Source organism: Prevotella bivia DSM 20514, from assembly GCF_000262545.1.
GTDB lineage: Bacteria > Bacteroidota > Bacteroidia > Bacteroidales > Bacteroidaceae > Prevotella > Prevotella bivia.
In genome coordinates, this window is record NZ_JH660660.1 from 503,186 (window position 1) to 516,425 (window position 13,240).

The following is a 13,240-nucleotide window of genomic DNA, read 5'->3' on the forward strand; positions in this document are numbered from 1 at the left end:
ACTAGGTAAAACCAATTTTGTAGAGTCCAACAGCAAATGCAAATTTATGGAAAGTTTTCGAAGAATTTGTATTTAGGGGTATCAAAATTTAATTTTTCTCTTGGTCTTCTGTTTATTTTCTTTTGTATTTCCATTATTTTTCGGTCAGAGAAATCGTTGAAGTTTGCCTTTTTTGGTATGTACCTTCTAATGAGTTTATTTGCGTTCTCTACAGCACCTTTCTGCCAGGAGGAGTAAGAATCGGTGAAGTAAACCACCACCGGATTTCTTCCATTCATGCTGAGCCGCCTTGTTATTTCCTCGTGTGCGGCAAACTCACATCCATTGTCAGTGGTAATGGTAAGCAGTGATTCCCTATATGGAAAGAGCAATTTTGCCACGGTCTTTGCCGTTGGTAACGCCTTCCGTCCCTGCGGCAGTCTTTCCATGAGAATGTAGTTAGTCGAGCGTTCCGTTAAGGTGACAATGGCATGACCGTACGAGTCGACGATAGTGTCCAGTTCCCAGTCTCCGAAGCGCGTGCCGTCAGCCTGCATTGGTCTCTGGTGTATGCTTATACGGTTAGGGATATTGGTAGCCTTCGTAGGACGCAACGCCTTGCTCCTCTTTGTGTATTTGAGCCTATGTGGCATATGTGAAGCAAGTTTTCCGGTGGTGTCTGCATGGACGTGGTTGTAGATGGTCTGCTTCACGATGTGAATACCCTCACGTCTGAGCACGCCTGCAATTTGGCTGGGAGACCAGTCCTCATCCTCTATCATGCGGTCAACACGCCACCATAAGTCCTCAGGCTTGCGGTGATTGCCTTTAAAGCCGTGCTTGCGGGCTTCGCACTTGGATTGTGCATACTTCCACACATGCGTGCCGTCTGGCTTGGAGTTTCGCCTGATTTCACGGATGACCGTTGAGCAGGACACTTCGATTTCCCTTGCTATACGGGATTTGCTCCATTTCCTTTGAAGTCCAAGATAGATTTCGTATCTTTGTGCTTCGATTAGTTGATTTGACATAGCAATACAAAATTAATTAATCTTAGGGAGATTTCGGTCTCCCTTTTTTTATTTGTATTGCTGATTGTTTCTTTACCTCGCCGAGAGATGCAGACAACCTCTCGCTACGCTTCGAGAACGTCTGCATCTCTCGGCGAGGGGTACTCTTTTATTGCACTTCGATTTTGAATCTGCACAAGAGTCATTCTGTGTAAAATCATGGAATATAAAACAGCGCAAACTCCACCTGTCTGCGTTTAACTAACCCATTCAAGGCTTTTCCCTTATATTGGCAGAACGAAACATACTCCCGATAGATATTTCTATCTCCTGCTTCTATCTTTCGTAGCAGCCTACTCTTGGGGTGCTTGCCATAACCAAGCAATCGTCCTACACCCACATTATAGGCAAGCAAGGTCAGCAGCAGGGCATCCTTACCATAGCCTTTGAAGTGTTCAAAGCATTTCCAAAGGTCGGCACGGAGCAGTGAGTCAGCCTGCCGTTCCGTCATATCCGCAGTGAAACGTTCTCCTGGTTGCAGCTGATGACCATATCCAACATACGGAAAATCCTTCGGCTTATTATGAAGTCCCTCAAAGTATTTAACAACAACTACCGCACGCTCAAAAGGTGGCAAGTCTGCCAGCCGTACTCTGCGTTGGGCAAGAATCGGATGGCAGAACAAGCACACCATACAGAATAAAGCAAAGCGTTTAACCGTTCGCATCGTTCAAGGCTTTGGTAGCTACTGTGCGGTGGATTTTTCCTTATCCTCCTTCTCATTATTGAAGCTGAAGGTCAGTCGCTGCATACCGCCCATATTATCCTCCACGTACACGTCAATCGTCTGACGGTCAGATGACAGCGAGGTGTAGTATAAGCGGAACACATCTTTGGTGAGCGGATAGCAATCGTTGGGCTTAAACACTGTGCCATCGTCCATCCTCAATGTTCCCTTTCCATCGGGCTGGAAATAGCGGATAGTATAGCGAGTGTCGGCAAACTCACCGCCTCTCTTCAGTGTGCAGCGTATCTCAGCCGTCTGTCCTCTTATGATGTCCTTCTGAACCGGCATTGTCTCCACCGTAAACGGATAAGACTGCTGAACATCCAATTCCCTATCACAAGCAGATAGGCAAAACACGGCAAGAGTCAGCACACCCATTACCCAAATAGTACTCAATATTTTCTTTTTCATTGCTTTTACCAGTTAAAGATTAAACCTAAATCCTGCCGAAAGCGCAGGACGGAAACGATGCACGTCAGAGCCGAAGAGCAACCGCCCTTGTGCCTTGACAAGAAACAGAAGCCTGTCCGTAAGGAATACTTCCACCGAGCCATGCACGGCACCACCATAGACAAAGCGGGAACGGTCGAGCAGCGTAGCCCCATCGGGCAGCAGCTTTTGATCCTCGTTGATTTCTTCATAACCACCTAATGCGGATATGCCACCATAGAGGAACACGTTCTTGCCATTGTCGGAGAGTATCTGGTGCATATAGCCTACCTGCAAAAGCGCATCCTTGAGGTTTACGTTATAACTCCTGTACGGCATATTCTGCTGTTCATACTCTGCCATAACAAAGGTGTAGTTCTCCTTTTTGAGATAACGGGGAAGCGATATGCCTACACCGAAATTATCATCTGTAAAAAGCTTCTCTCCCTTGATAAGCGGAACACTCCCTACGACCTCTATTCCCCTTTGCTTGGGGATAAGTCGCTGTGCCTGCGATGGCAGACTGAAAGTCATAGCCACCGCAACGCATACTGTCAAAATGATATTCTTTTTTTTCATTACCATTTCAGTTTGAGATTATCAATCTTCTTTGCCAACTGCAGGTCTTCTGCCGTTACATAAAAAGTCAGTGTACGACCGCCATTTCTCTCATAGAGTGTCACTTCAAGTTGCTTATCCTCCGAGAGGGCAAACTGCTCCAATACGAACACGGAATGCTCGCTATCCTTGCCCTTTACCTGCATCACCTGATGATAGGCACGAAGCGGCTGCAACACCTGTTCTTGTATGGCAGTGCGCTTTGCCATCTTCTTATCCACCACCCTGAACGTGATAAAATCCACTGAGTACGGCATATTCGTGCCGTTTTCCATACGAGTGTGGAAATACAGCAAGCCGTTATGGGCATACAAGCCACGAAGCAGGAACTTCATGCCGAACTGTTGTGCACCGATATGTTTGATGGTACGCTTGTCGTTCTGATAGATAGTCTGCATCATCAGCTTTACTAATACGGGCGACTCGTTGCCGAGTTCCTTAAAGTAAATGTCAGAGCGATTACTTGGCAGGCGTCCGTCCGTTGGTGACAAGAAGTCTTTCATCTCGATACTTAACTTCTCAGGCTCATCGGCATATTTGACATTGAAAGCATAAAACGAGCCGTCCTCACAAATCACGCTCATGTTGGTTTCCGTCTCAAAGTCCTTCACGGCAGCCTTCACGCGCAACACGTTCTCAGCATCCTCCGCTTTCCCTGCAATGATATTCTGCGAACCTAAGTCTACATAACGAATAGTAGAAGGGAAGATAAGATGCACGGTCTTGTCAAAGGTAACGTCAAGACCATAAGGCAGTACGACACGCCCCGTTGGTATGGCACGGCTCATCCCTTGAAAGAGTTCGCCCGAAGTAAGCGGACGGTTTGGTGTTGGAAAAGCCACACTAATTTGACCCACGCTGGCAAAGTATTTTAGACCCAGTAAAACGATTTATTATTGACCCACTAAATGCCCTGGTCGGGTGGGTCATTTTATTTCGCTATTACCTACCAATATTCTTTGCTTTTATCTTTCTAAGACTCTCTCCAGTTAGTTCTATTTGATATGAGCTATGCACGATTCTATCTAGTACAGCATCTGCCACGGTAGGGTCGCCTATTGCATCGTACCAGTTGTCCACAGGAAGTTGAGAAGATATGATAATCGACTTCCTTTCATGCCTATCTTCTATAATATCAAGTAATATAGGACGCTCTTTTGCATCTACAGGTACAAGGAAGGCATCGTCGAGGATTAACAAGCGACATCGCTCTATCTTCTTTAGCTCTGTTTCTAACGTTCCTTTATTCTTGGCGACTTTAAGTATCCCTAGTAATTTTGACATATTAGCATACATCGTTCTAATACCATTTTTACAAGCATGATAGCCTATAGCTGTAGCGATAAAACTTTTACCAGTTCCTGATGAACCAGTAATAAATATATTGCGTCCTTGCTTGATAAAATCAAGTGAGAGTATTCTCTCCATTTTGTTTTGGCTAAGGTTGCGATTGATATTATAATCTATTTGCTCAGGATAGGCTTTATATCTAAACCCTGCTGATTTTATGAGTCTTTCAATAGCAGCTGCGGAACGATAGTCCCATTCTCGAGATAAGAGCCATGATAAAAAGGCATCTGGTGTCATCGTATCTGCAATTGTAGTTGTTAGACTTTCTTCAAAGGCAGTTGCCATACCCGTAAGCCTCATTCTATGCATTAAATCAAGAGATAACTGATTCTTATCCATTTCTTGCACAATAGGTGCTGTCTTATTATTATTTAGTTCCATAGTTGTTTACTTTAATTGTTTGCTATTATTGTTATTATTGGATAATTGCTTTGAGAAATAATCCTTGCCTCGTATGTTCTTATGCGTTTTTGATTTATATTCAGGAGATAGCTCCATATTATCTTCATCCATAGATATATAGGAAGCATCATCACCCTTCTGTAGTATATCCTTTATCTCATTATAGCCATAGCGTCGTCCTTCCGAAGCACAGTTACAAGCTGCTACTAGACGAGCCATGCCATACTTCTTCTCCAGCGACATGATACCACGGCAAGAGCGGAAGGCTTTTGGTGGATATTTCATCTGCGTAGCGACTTCCTTGAGATAAAGCAGAAGGATGTTGTCTATTTGCCCTGCCCGTTGATATATTTCCTCCAAATCCTTTTCAAAGCTACCATGATGACCAGGAAGATTATGTGCATCTTTCTGTGAGTAGGTATAGGGAGTATCATCTCGCTGATGGATGGTAACTAACTTTAACCCATAGTAGATTTGAACATTGTCATTATCGTAAATAAGCTCCATACGTTTGCCGATATACTCTGTTGGAACACTATAACTATGCTTTCTTAGCATAACGAAGCTATTAGCCATGACAGTAGCAGACTTTCTAGACTTCATCTGATAGCGAGCGGTAGGAAGAGGACGAAGAAAATCTTTTTCCATTTCCTCAAATAGTTCTTGGCGGGATTCCTTACGTCCACTCAATCTACGGCTATTAAATGCTTCTAAAGATGTGCGTATAGCAATATTAAGTGATTCTAGATTATGGAAAATTTGCCCTTCAATATCTACATATACCGACCGATACATTAGCTTTACAGCATTCTCAACCAGTGCCTTGTCCTTGGGACGGCGCACCCTAGCTGGATAAACAGCCATGTCATAAAATTCAGCCATAGCAGCGAAGTCGTCATTGATAACAGGCTCATTACGATCACTGCGGATAACGGCTGATTTTAAGTTGTCAGGCACAACAGCCTTGGGTACACCACCAAAGAAATGAAGAGCATTCTCGCAAGCAACGATAAGGTCTTCCTTCTTCTGCGACCACACTGCCTCGCAATAGGTGTAATGACTGCATGGAAGGGTAGCCACAAAAACCTCTACCTTCCGCACCTCACCCGTCTGTTCTTCGACTATCTCTAGTTTATCACCCGCATAATCAATATACATCTGATCGCCAGCAAGGTGCTCTACATGTCCTACGGCTCGTGTTTGACATCTGTAGGCATGGATTGCGTGTTTGAAAGTAGAATACTGGTAACCATTAGGATGAGTTTTGAGATACTCCGTGTGAAGAGATAAGATAGAAACACCCTTCTTGCTAAGCCGTTTCACATAATCAGGAACAAGTGCCTCTAACTCCAACTTACGAGCAGAAGGCGGACGGTTACGAGAATGCCCATCTGAAAACAAGTCCGCTAGCTTATCATCTGAAAGCGACAGAATTTGCTCCATAGACAAGCCACTTTCTTGGAATTTACGGACATACTTGCGGAGGGTGTTACGAGATATATGGAAAGTACTAGAAATACTTCTTATTCCCATACCAGATGCGTAACAGCGCAATAAATTCTTTAATTTTGTCATATAAATAATAGTTTTATGTTTTTAATGCCGACCAGGACAGTAACACAAAACTACAAAATGACCCTAAAAAACTAGCGTTTCAAAGGGTCATTCTTATTTTGGCAAGGTGGGGCTGGTTATTTTAACCTTACTGGGTCTAAAATACTTGCCAGCGTGGGTCAAATTAGTGTGGCTTTTCCAACAATCCCGACCGTCAGAATATCTACGGTGCGGCACTCGGTCTGTATAATTCCCGTATCGTGAAGCTCATCAACAAGAAGGGGATGCTGAAGTCATCGGTCATCATCGACGAGTTGCCCACAATATACTTCAAAGGGTTGGACAATCTTATAGCTACCGCCCGAAGCAACAAGGTTGCCGTGTGTCTGGGCTTTCAGGATTTCAGCCAGTTAGTGCGTGACTACGGGGACAAAGAGGCGAAAGTGGTGATGAACACTGTCGGCAATATTTTCTCCGGTCAGGTGGTGGGGGAAACAGCCAAGACGCTCTCCGAGCGGTTCGGTAAGGTGTTGCAGAAACGGCAGTCCATCTCCATCAACCGGCAGGATGTTTCCACCTCCATCAACACGCAGATGGACGCGCTCATTCCACCGAGTAAGATTTCCGGGCTTACGCAGGGAATGTTTGTCGGTTCTGTATCCGACAACTTCAACGAGCGTATCGAGCAGAAGATTTTTCATTGCGAGATTGTGGTGGATGCCGAAAAGGTGAAACGGGAAGAAAGTGCCTACAAGAAAATTCCCGTCATTACAAACTTCACGGACGAGGACGGCAACGACCGCATGAAGGAAACGGTGCAGGCGAACTACCGGCGCATCAAGGAAGAGGTGAAGCAGATTGTGCAGGAGGAACTGGAGCGTATCAAAAACGATCCGGTGCTGTGTAAACTGCTACCAGATAATGAGACTGTCTAACAAGTCCCCAAAATTGAAAATTATCCCTATCGAAGTTTGAAGTGACCCCCAAAAGTTGGATACAATTTTTTTGGGGGGCACTTCAGTTCTGACGGGTAAAATCGTAAAATTCGGACTTGTTAGACAAATACTTACGCGGTTTCAACCTCAGGTACTGAATCTATCGAATTGACAAATTTAACCAATTGCGGATCTGAATCTTTTTGTATGAGGTTTCGGAGACTCTTTTTCAATTCATAAGCATCATCCCCTGCTGTATTTATTAAATCCATATAAAAATCTTTGTTTTGCAGAATCAATGAACGGCATGCCCCATCGGAAATTACAGGTTTCACTATTTTATCAATAACGTCTCCAGCTTGACTTTTCAAATTACCATGCGATCTAAGCCATGTTTCGAAAAATTGAAACTTTATTGCATTGATAGTCTTTTTACCGATGCAGAAATCATTTCTTATATCGGTAACTGTCGATTTAATTTTTCGTTTATCCAATCTTTCAACTATATTCTTGAAACAATTAGGGAAAGGATTCAAACTTTGAGTTCCAGAAGCAATATCCATCAGAATCTTTTTGCCAAATTCAGTCAAGTTATCTGGCAAGGATTTGATTTTAGCCAGTAAATGTTTTATTGCGACAAACCAATAATATGATGTATGTGCTGTTCTTTGGGCGTATAATGTATCAACACTTATTTCAGACAACGCTTCGAACGCTATTTTATTGATATGATCGGTCAGGACATTGCTTATTTTAGTGGTCAAATCGTAAAAAGATGCGTCAGGAATTACATCTTTAATATTGTTCTTAGTGATATACTTATCCAAATCGGTATTCCACTCTGCTAAATGCTCGATAAATACCTCATCCGTTACACCTATTCTGTTCTTAATATCTTCAAATTGGGGCAATATGTCTGAGAGCAATAATTTATAGCCAAGTTTATGATTTACCATGTATTGTAGTGTTTCATTTAATAGCGGTATATTCCATCCCACACTATTTACTAATAAGTCTCCATGATCCACATAATAGTCCATGAGTTCTGCAACATATTTTATATCTCCACCCTCTATTAAGGAAACGGAATGACCATGTGCCAATTGCATGGCGACTAAATCGTAATATCCAGACTCTTTAATGTTTCGGCCATCAGTTTCTAATTCAGAATGCAACTGATTTATGTAGGTTGAATCTAACGTTACAGGTAAAGGTCTTTCTTCGTCAGATGCCAATAAACGATAGGTTGTAAATATAGCCCCTATATTATCTTTATTTACATTCTGTTCATCAATGCAATTCGTGATCGCTTGCAAAAGCGTTGGAAACGTATAGGTAGAATTATCTTTTAACGTTTTTACAATATCTGCATGGTCGAAATTATCGGGTAGTAAGTTTGCCAAATAATTATCGAGCGCCTCCGAATTTGTTGCTACTTGATAATATTTATATGCTTTAGTTGTCGCGTTATCCCGATAGGCAGCATCTGTTGCATTTGCAGCTTGAATATAATCGATAAATGTATTTGGCTTGACTGTTTTTGCTTCAATCAATGACGTAAAATCGCACGCCAACTTATTTTGCGCAATAAACCTGTCTATTGCATCTAACGTTTTGAAATAGTCGCCGCCATTGAAGTCATTGAACCGAACTATCTTCTTATATAATTGAGCAATCACATGGTTTTGGCTTTCCGTGTCTAAATGCAACAGCAGTTCTTGGTATTCGACAGGGAACACCTGCTTCTCTATGGATTCTTTTAATTTCAATTGTGCTATTCTTTGCCATACACGCAGAATAACATCGCTCTTTCGAGTTAATTTATGCAAACAATGTATAATCTTATCGATAAGCGCATTGTCCATACATTGTATAACTTCTTCTAATACAGTGTCAAATTGTTTATTAGTCTCTGCATATTGATTTATGTCGTGGTCTTCTTCTCCGTTGATGCAGCCTTCAATATATTTTTTCAATGGAATTTGTCGAGCATCTTCAACATCGACACCATATACCAAAGCTGCAATTTCGCGTTGTGTTTGCAGATCATTGTTAATTATTGTTTGAATGCCATTCAGATAGTCGCCGGACAATATTTGTTCTACTGGATTTGCCAGAATATCCGTCTTCTTCAAACAGAACAATGCTATGTTTATCATCAAAATTTCGTTACACCACTCTTGTTTAAGAGCGACCATCTCATTGATATATGATATAATTTCCCTAACATTGGCATTAGGATTTACCAATCTGAATATCCGATTTATAGTTTCTTTCGCTTCATTTTCTGTTTCTCCAAATGCTTCAACAAACAGTTTGTTGAATATACTTCGATAGTCGGTAATAACAGGAGGAGCAACACGATAAACAATAGGGAAAGTTTTATTGATAAAATACTTGGTCAGTTGTTTCGTTTGTTCGTCGGTCTCATCTCCGAATGCACAAGCTAAATGTGTTTCATCGAAAGGAATAACAGCCCAAACATTTTCAAAACCGCTATCGGCGAAGAACGTATGGATAGAAGACCATAATTCTTTTACTTTTTCAGCGGGGAGACGATCCATGTTGTCAAAAACAAGGACTAATTTACGTTGTCCTTTTTCCTTGATAAAATCAGAAATGTCTTGCATCCATGTTTTGAACTCGTAAACCGTTGGTTCGTCTTCGCTCAAAGTCTCATAGCAAACGTCCTTTTCGACTTTATCTTGATAAATAGCTAACATATAACTCCATCCATATTTATGATCTTTGCTATATGCCCATTTCCAAACGCACAATGCAATAAGAACTGGCAGTGCAGCTATGATAATAGACAATAAAGAAAACCACCATGTTGTGGGTGTAGGTTTTACTGCATACGCAATAAATGTAAATATCGGAGTTAAAACTGCAACCAAAAATGCCGCAACCATACCATTACTGATAAGGGGATATTTTTCGGTTACGGTCTCCGTTTTACGGGCTAATAAATATTTCAGCTTTTCAGACCATGATACGGTTTTCGTACCTCCACCTTTGACTTTTATTGTTGCATTTCCAGATAGGATACCATCATCAATAAGTTTGCTTGTAAGCAATTCCAATATAGAGCGGCGTTGCAAGTCCTCTTGATGTCCCCATGCGTCATACTCAAAAAAGTAATAGTCGTCTGATAATTCACGTTCCAACATTTTAACCACGTTGGATTTTCCAGATCCCCAAATACCTTCGATGCCGATAATTCGAGGTAAAGTACATTCCTCATCCAATGAATCATTCTGACAAAAATGGCGAGCAATAGTTTTTGCCAACCTTTCTTGCGAACCTCCATCGAATTTGTCAATACCACACGGTTTATTTTGGATAAACCGCGGATATTGCTGTTTGGATTGTAGTTTTGTTTCCATATACGTAATTTATTGATTATACGAACTCCAAATAATTCTCCCGATTTACCACATGAAACTCGGCATAGGGATAGGCTTCTTGGAAGGCTTTCGGTGCGGCCGGCATTTTATTTCCCCACTTGAACTCCAAGGCGGTAAGACTGTCGGCACTCTCCTCAATCAGGTCGATTTCCTGTTTGTCGTAGGTGCGCCAGAAATAGAACTCCCTGTGCAGTCCCTCATTGAAGTTCGCTTTGCGCCGCTCTCCGATGATGTAGTTCTCCCACAGCGCACCGACATCCTGCCGAATGGCCAGCGGTGAGAAAGCCCCGATAATGGCATTGCGAATGCCGTTGTCGTAGAAGTACCACTTGCCAGCTTTTGTAACCTCCTTGCGTAGGTTACGCGAATAAGCCCCCAGACGATAGATAACGAAGACCTTTTCCAATAGGTCGAGGTATTTTTCAACGGTCGTCTTGCTCATGCCGAGTTGTTTACCTAACTCTTCGTAAGAAACTTCGCTGCCCAACTGAAAAGCTATCAATCGCAGTAGATCGCGCATCTTGCTCGAATTTTTTAAGCCGTCAATTGCTAAGATATCTTTAAGCAGGTATGCACCGACAATATCACGTAGGTAGTCTGTTTTACGTTCATAGTTCTCCATCATTACTACTTCGGGATAGGAACCGTAAATCAAGCGCGCTTCGAGGTTCTGGCGGGTTTCAAGTGCCGTTTCCGTCTGTGCGATTTCCCGTTGCGAGAATGGTGTAAGGAGAAATTGCGTACTGCGGCCGACCAACGGTTCACCAGTCTTATTCAGCAAATCGAATGACGAAGAACCACTTGCCAAGACACTTATTCCCGGTATTTCATCAACTATCAACTTCAGAATACTACCGATTTGTGGTATGTTCTGTGCCTCATCAATAGCCAGCAAATCAATACCATCCAATAAATGCCGATAATTGGCTATTGAGCGATTCTCCAATAGTGCTAATGTGTCGTAGTCTTCGCCGTTGAGCATCATCGTCCTACCTGAATAGTTGTCCACAATTTTACGCATCATTACCGTTTTACCAACACGGCGAGCACCAAAAATCAGTACTGCTTTATTGGGCGCGATTCGTGCTGTAATCTTCTCTTGAAGTATTCTATTTACTGTTTCCATACCTTATAAAATATAATGCAAAGATAATCATATTTTTTTAATTGGCGAATTTTACAAAAAAAACGGGCTATTAAATGGCGATTTTTACAACCACAATCTTATGGAAGTTGTTTCATTGTTTTTAGTAATGATATATGTTCATACTATGATGACTCAATAATTTACCAGACATACGTTTCTGAAATTTGTCCTTATAGGAATGAAAAACTCACATATATTGTGCTAATTAATATATAATTAAATGAAAATAAAAAGACAGGATACGAGTATTCCTGTCTTCTCATATGTAATGGATATTTTTTTATTTTCTCATCCGCTCCAACTCCTCATCACGCAACATTCTCTCGTTCAGTTTTTCCTGCATCCTGTCAATGAAATAGGTGCGGCTTTCGTTCTTCCGGCGTTTGATATCAGTGTAGAAGCGGTAGCAGTCTTTAGAATCAACCCCGAATATCTTATAGAGAAGTGGGGCGAGCTGTTTGAGCGGCATATTGCCGTTGTTGATGCAGCCCATCACGTCTATGCCGTAGATAAGTTCCACGAGGTCGATGGCATTGCCCGTCCATTGAAGAAGGCTGGCGGTGGTTTCTGTTGCGTTGTTGGCGGATATTAGTGGTGGCACTTGGGGCGTGGCAAGGAATTTCTGCATCTTTCTTACGAAAGACAGAGCCTTGCTGACGTAGGCGGCAATCTCTCTTTTTTCTTCTGACAGATTACGTACGGGATGGTGCTGCAACTCGATTTCGATGTAGGCAAGCGCGATGACGGTAAGGTTCATGTCCATGCCGCCGTTGCACAGTTCGATCACTTGGGTGGCGAAAGCCGTGTATGCCGTTTCCATATTGCAGTCGCCGGCTTCGTTTATCAGGCGGAAAAAGTCGGTTTCCGCCAGCAAGAAATAATTCATGGTTCTGTCAATTTTGAAAATTACACTTTGTTTTCTGCGTGCGCACATGAATATAATTGGCAAAAAACGCGGCAGAAAATAAAAAATCCAACACTCAATTTTACAAAGTGCTGGATTTCAGAGGTATAAAATTCAGTATTTTTTCACAAGGACAAATTATCTCCGACTTAAATTGTTTGTAATCGGAACATTTATTCTATTCCTGAAAATAGAAATGTATGCTTGCCGCACATTTTGGCTATCTTGCTTTTTTATCAAGGATATAGATAATGCGACATACACCGTTGGGATAGCTTTTCAAAGAGGAAAGCGTCCAGTGTTGCTCTGGCAGAGCCGACTTAAAAAAATGTCGTCCGCTTCCGGATATGAAAGGAACGGTGTATAGTATGATTTCATCCACAGCGTGCATCCGCAGCAGTCCGTTTATATAGTCTGCCGTGTCCGGTGTGGCTTCCGCGAGGTAACGGATGTTTGTGCAGTCTTTTCTCCATTCGTGCAGCATTGAAATGGAATAGTCCGGTGTCACACGGTAAAAGGCTTTCTTCCTGATTTCATCAAGACCGCAACGGTCAAGGCACAAATCCTGATGTGCTTTATCATATAACTCTGAAGAAAGACATCCGTCCATCGTCAGTACGGCGAGAATCTGAACTTTACCCATAATCGTTTCCTTTCGTTAGGCAAGGGTAAAAAAGTAGCGTGCAATTCACACTACCTTCAAGCGATGGCTCTGGTA

At 42.2% G+C, this 13,240-nt stretch carries 11 protein-coding genes and 1 pseudogene; 1 reads left to right on the top strand and 11 read right to left on the bottom strand.

Features of this window, described 5'->3' with window-relative positions; translation table 11 throughout:
* Nucleotides 1-44 precede the first annotated feature (44 nt).
* The 7 genes from PREBIDRAFT_RS04490 to istA form a co-directional block, all read right to left on the bottom strand.
* Entirely contained in the window at nucleotides 45-1,010 is a 966-nt protein-coding gene (locus PREBIDRAFT_RS04490; protein ID WP_004336252.1) for an IS30 family transposase, read from the bottom strand.
* A gap of 196 nt (nucleotides 1,011-1,206) precedes the next feature.
* Nucleotides 1,207-1,716, bottom strand: coding sequence for a glycoside hydrolase family protein (locus PREBIDRAFT_RS04495; protein ID WP_004336251.1), 510 nt, complete (start codon nucleotides 1,714-1,716; stop codon nucleotides 1,207-1,209).
* An 18-nt stretch (nucleotides 1,717-1,734) separates the two neighbouring features.
* Nucleotides 1,735-2,187: a DUF3872 domain-containing protein gene (locus PREBIDRAFT_RS04500; protein ID WP_004336250.1), complete on the bottom strand. Its 453-nt coding sequence runs from the start codon at nucleotides 2,185-2,187 to the stop codon at nucleotides 1,735-1,737.
* Nucleotides 2,188-2,199: 12 nt separating this feature from the next.
* Nucleotides 2,200-2,790, bottom strand: coding sequence for a conjugal transfer protein TraO (locus PREBIDRAFT_RS04505; RefSeq protein ID WP_004336249.1), 591 nt, complete (start codon nucleotides 2,788-2,790; stop codon nucleotides 2,200-2,202).
* Complete coding sequence (gene traN, locus PREBIDRAFT_RS04510) at nucleotides 2,784-3,680, bottom strand: conjugative transposon protein TraN (RefSeq protein WP_004339338.1); 897 nt, start codon at nucleotides 3,678-3,680, stop codon at nucleotides 2,784-2,786. Before traN ends, PREBIDRAFT_RS04505 begins: the two co-directional genes overlap by 7 nt.
* 85 nt (nucleotides 3,681-3,765) lie before the next feature.
* Entirely contained in the window at nucleotides 3,766-4,554 is a 789-nt protein-coding gene (istB, locus tag PREBIDRAFT_RS04515; RefSeq protein WP_004337048.1) for an IS21-like element helper ATPase IstB, read from the bottom strand.
* A 6-nt stretch (nucleotides 4,555-4,560) separates the two neighbouring features.
* Nucleotides 4,561-6,150 (bottom strand): IS21 family transposase, encoded by a 1,590-nt coding sequence (gene istA / locus PREBIDRAFT_RS04520; protein WP_004337046.1) that lies wholly within the window; start codon nucleotides 6,148-6,150, stop codon nucleotides 4,561-4,563.
* 179 nt (nucleotides 6,151-6,329) lie between these two features.
* Here istA and PREBIDRAFT_RS04525 point away from each other — a divergent pair.
* A pseudogene (locus tag PREBIDRAFT_RS04525) lies at nucleotides 6,330-7,064 on the top strand (TraM recognition domain-containing protein); the annotation flags it as partial.
* Between the two features lie 131 nt (nucleotides 7,065-7,195).
* On the opposite strand, the gene PREBIDRAFT_RS04530 reads toward PREBIDRAFT_RS04525, so the two are convergent.
* The 4 genes from PREBIDRAFT_RS04530 to PREBIDRAFT_RS04545 all read right to left on the bottom strand — a co-directional run bounded on the left by PREBIDRAFT_RS04530 (nucleotide 7,196) and on the right by PREBIDRAFT_RS04545 (nucleotide 13,165).
* Nucleotides 7,196-10,450: a P-loop NTPase fold protein gene (locus PREBIDRAFT_RS04530; RefSeq protein WP_004291481.1), complete on the bottom strand. Its 3,255-nt coding sequence runs from the start codon at nucleotides 10,448-10,450 to the stop codon at nucleotides 7,196-7,198.
* Nucleotides 10,451-10,466: 16 nt separating this feature from the next.
* Complete coding sequence (locus PREBIDRAFT_RS04535) at nucleotides 10,467-11,597, bottom strand: ATP-binding protein (protein ID WP_004291480.1); 1,131 nt, start codon at nucleotides 11,595-11,597, stop codon at nucleotides 10,467-10,469.
* Nucleotides 11,598-11,898: 301 nt separating this feature from the next.
* Complete coding sequence (locus PREBIDRAFT_RS04540; protein WP_004304269.1) at nucleotides 11,899-12,504, bottom strand: RteC domain-containing protein; 606 nt, start codon at nucleotides 12,502-12,504, stop codon at nucleotides 11,899-11,901.
* Nucleotides 12,505-12,742: 238 nt separating this feature from the next.
* Nucleotides 12,743-13,165: a dihydrofolate reductase family protein gene (locus PREBIDRAFT_RS04545; protein WP_004291474.1), complete on the bottom strand. Its 423-nt coding sequence runs from the start codon at nucleotides 13,163-13,165 to the stop codon at nucleotides 12,743-12,745.
* Between the last annotated feature and the right edge of the window lie 75 nt (nucleotides 13,166-13,240).

Coding starts and splice junctions, on each gene's coding strand:
- PREBIDRAFT_RS04490 (WP_004336252.1), bottom strand. CDS start 1,010: ATGTCAAATCAACTAATCGAAGCACAAAGATACGAAATCTATCTTGGA.
- PREBIDRAFT_RS04495 (WP_004336251.1), bottom strand. CDS start 1,716: ATGCGAACGGTTAAACGCTTTGCTTTATTCTGTATGGTGTGCTTGTTC.
- PREBIDRAFT_RS04500 (WP_004336250.1), bottom strand. CDS start 2,187: ATGAAAAAGAAAATATTGAGTACTATTTGGGTAATGGGTGTGCTGACT.
- PREBIDRAFT_RS04505 (WP_004336249.1), bottom strand. CDS start 2,790: ATGGTAATGAAAAAAAAGAATATCATTTTGACAGTATGCGTTGCGGTG.
- istB (WP_004337048.1), bottom strand. CDS start 4,554: ATGGAACTAAATAATAATAAGACAGCACCTATTGTGCAAGAAATGGAT.
- istA (WP_004337046.1), bottom strand. CDS start 6,150: ATGACAAAATTAAAGAATTTATTGCGCTGTTACGCATCTGGTATGGGA.
- PREBIDRAFT_RS04530 (WP_004291481.1), bottom strand. CDS start 10,450: ATGGAAACAAAACTACAATCCAAACAGCAATATCCGCGGTTTATCCAA.
- PREBIDRAFT_RS04535 (WP_004291480.1), bottom strand. CDS start 11,597: ATGGAAACAGTAAATAGAATACTTCAAGAGAAGATTACAGCACGAATC.
- PREBIDRAFT_RS04540 (WP_004304269.1), bottom strand. CDS start 12,504: ATGAATTATTTCTTGCTGGCGGAAACCGACTTTTTCCGCCTGATAAAC.
- PREBIDRAFT_RS04545 (WP_004291474.1), bottom strand. CDS start 13,165: ATGGGTAAAGTTCAGATTCTCGCCGTACTGACGATGGACGGATGTCTT.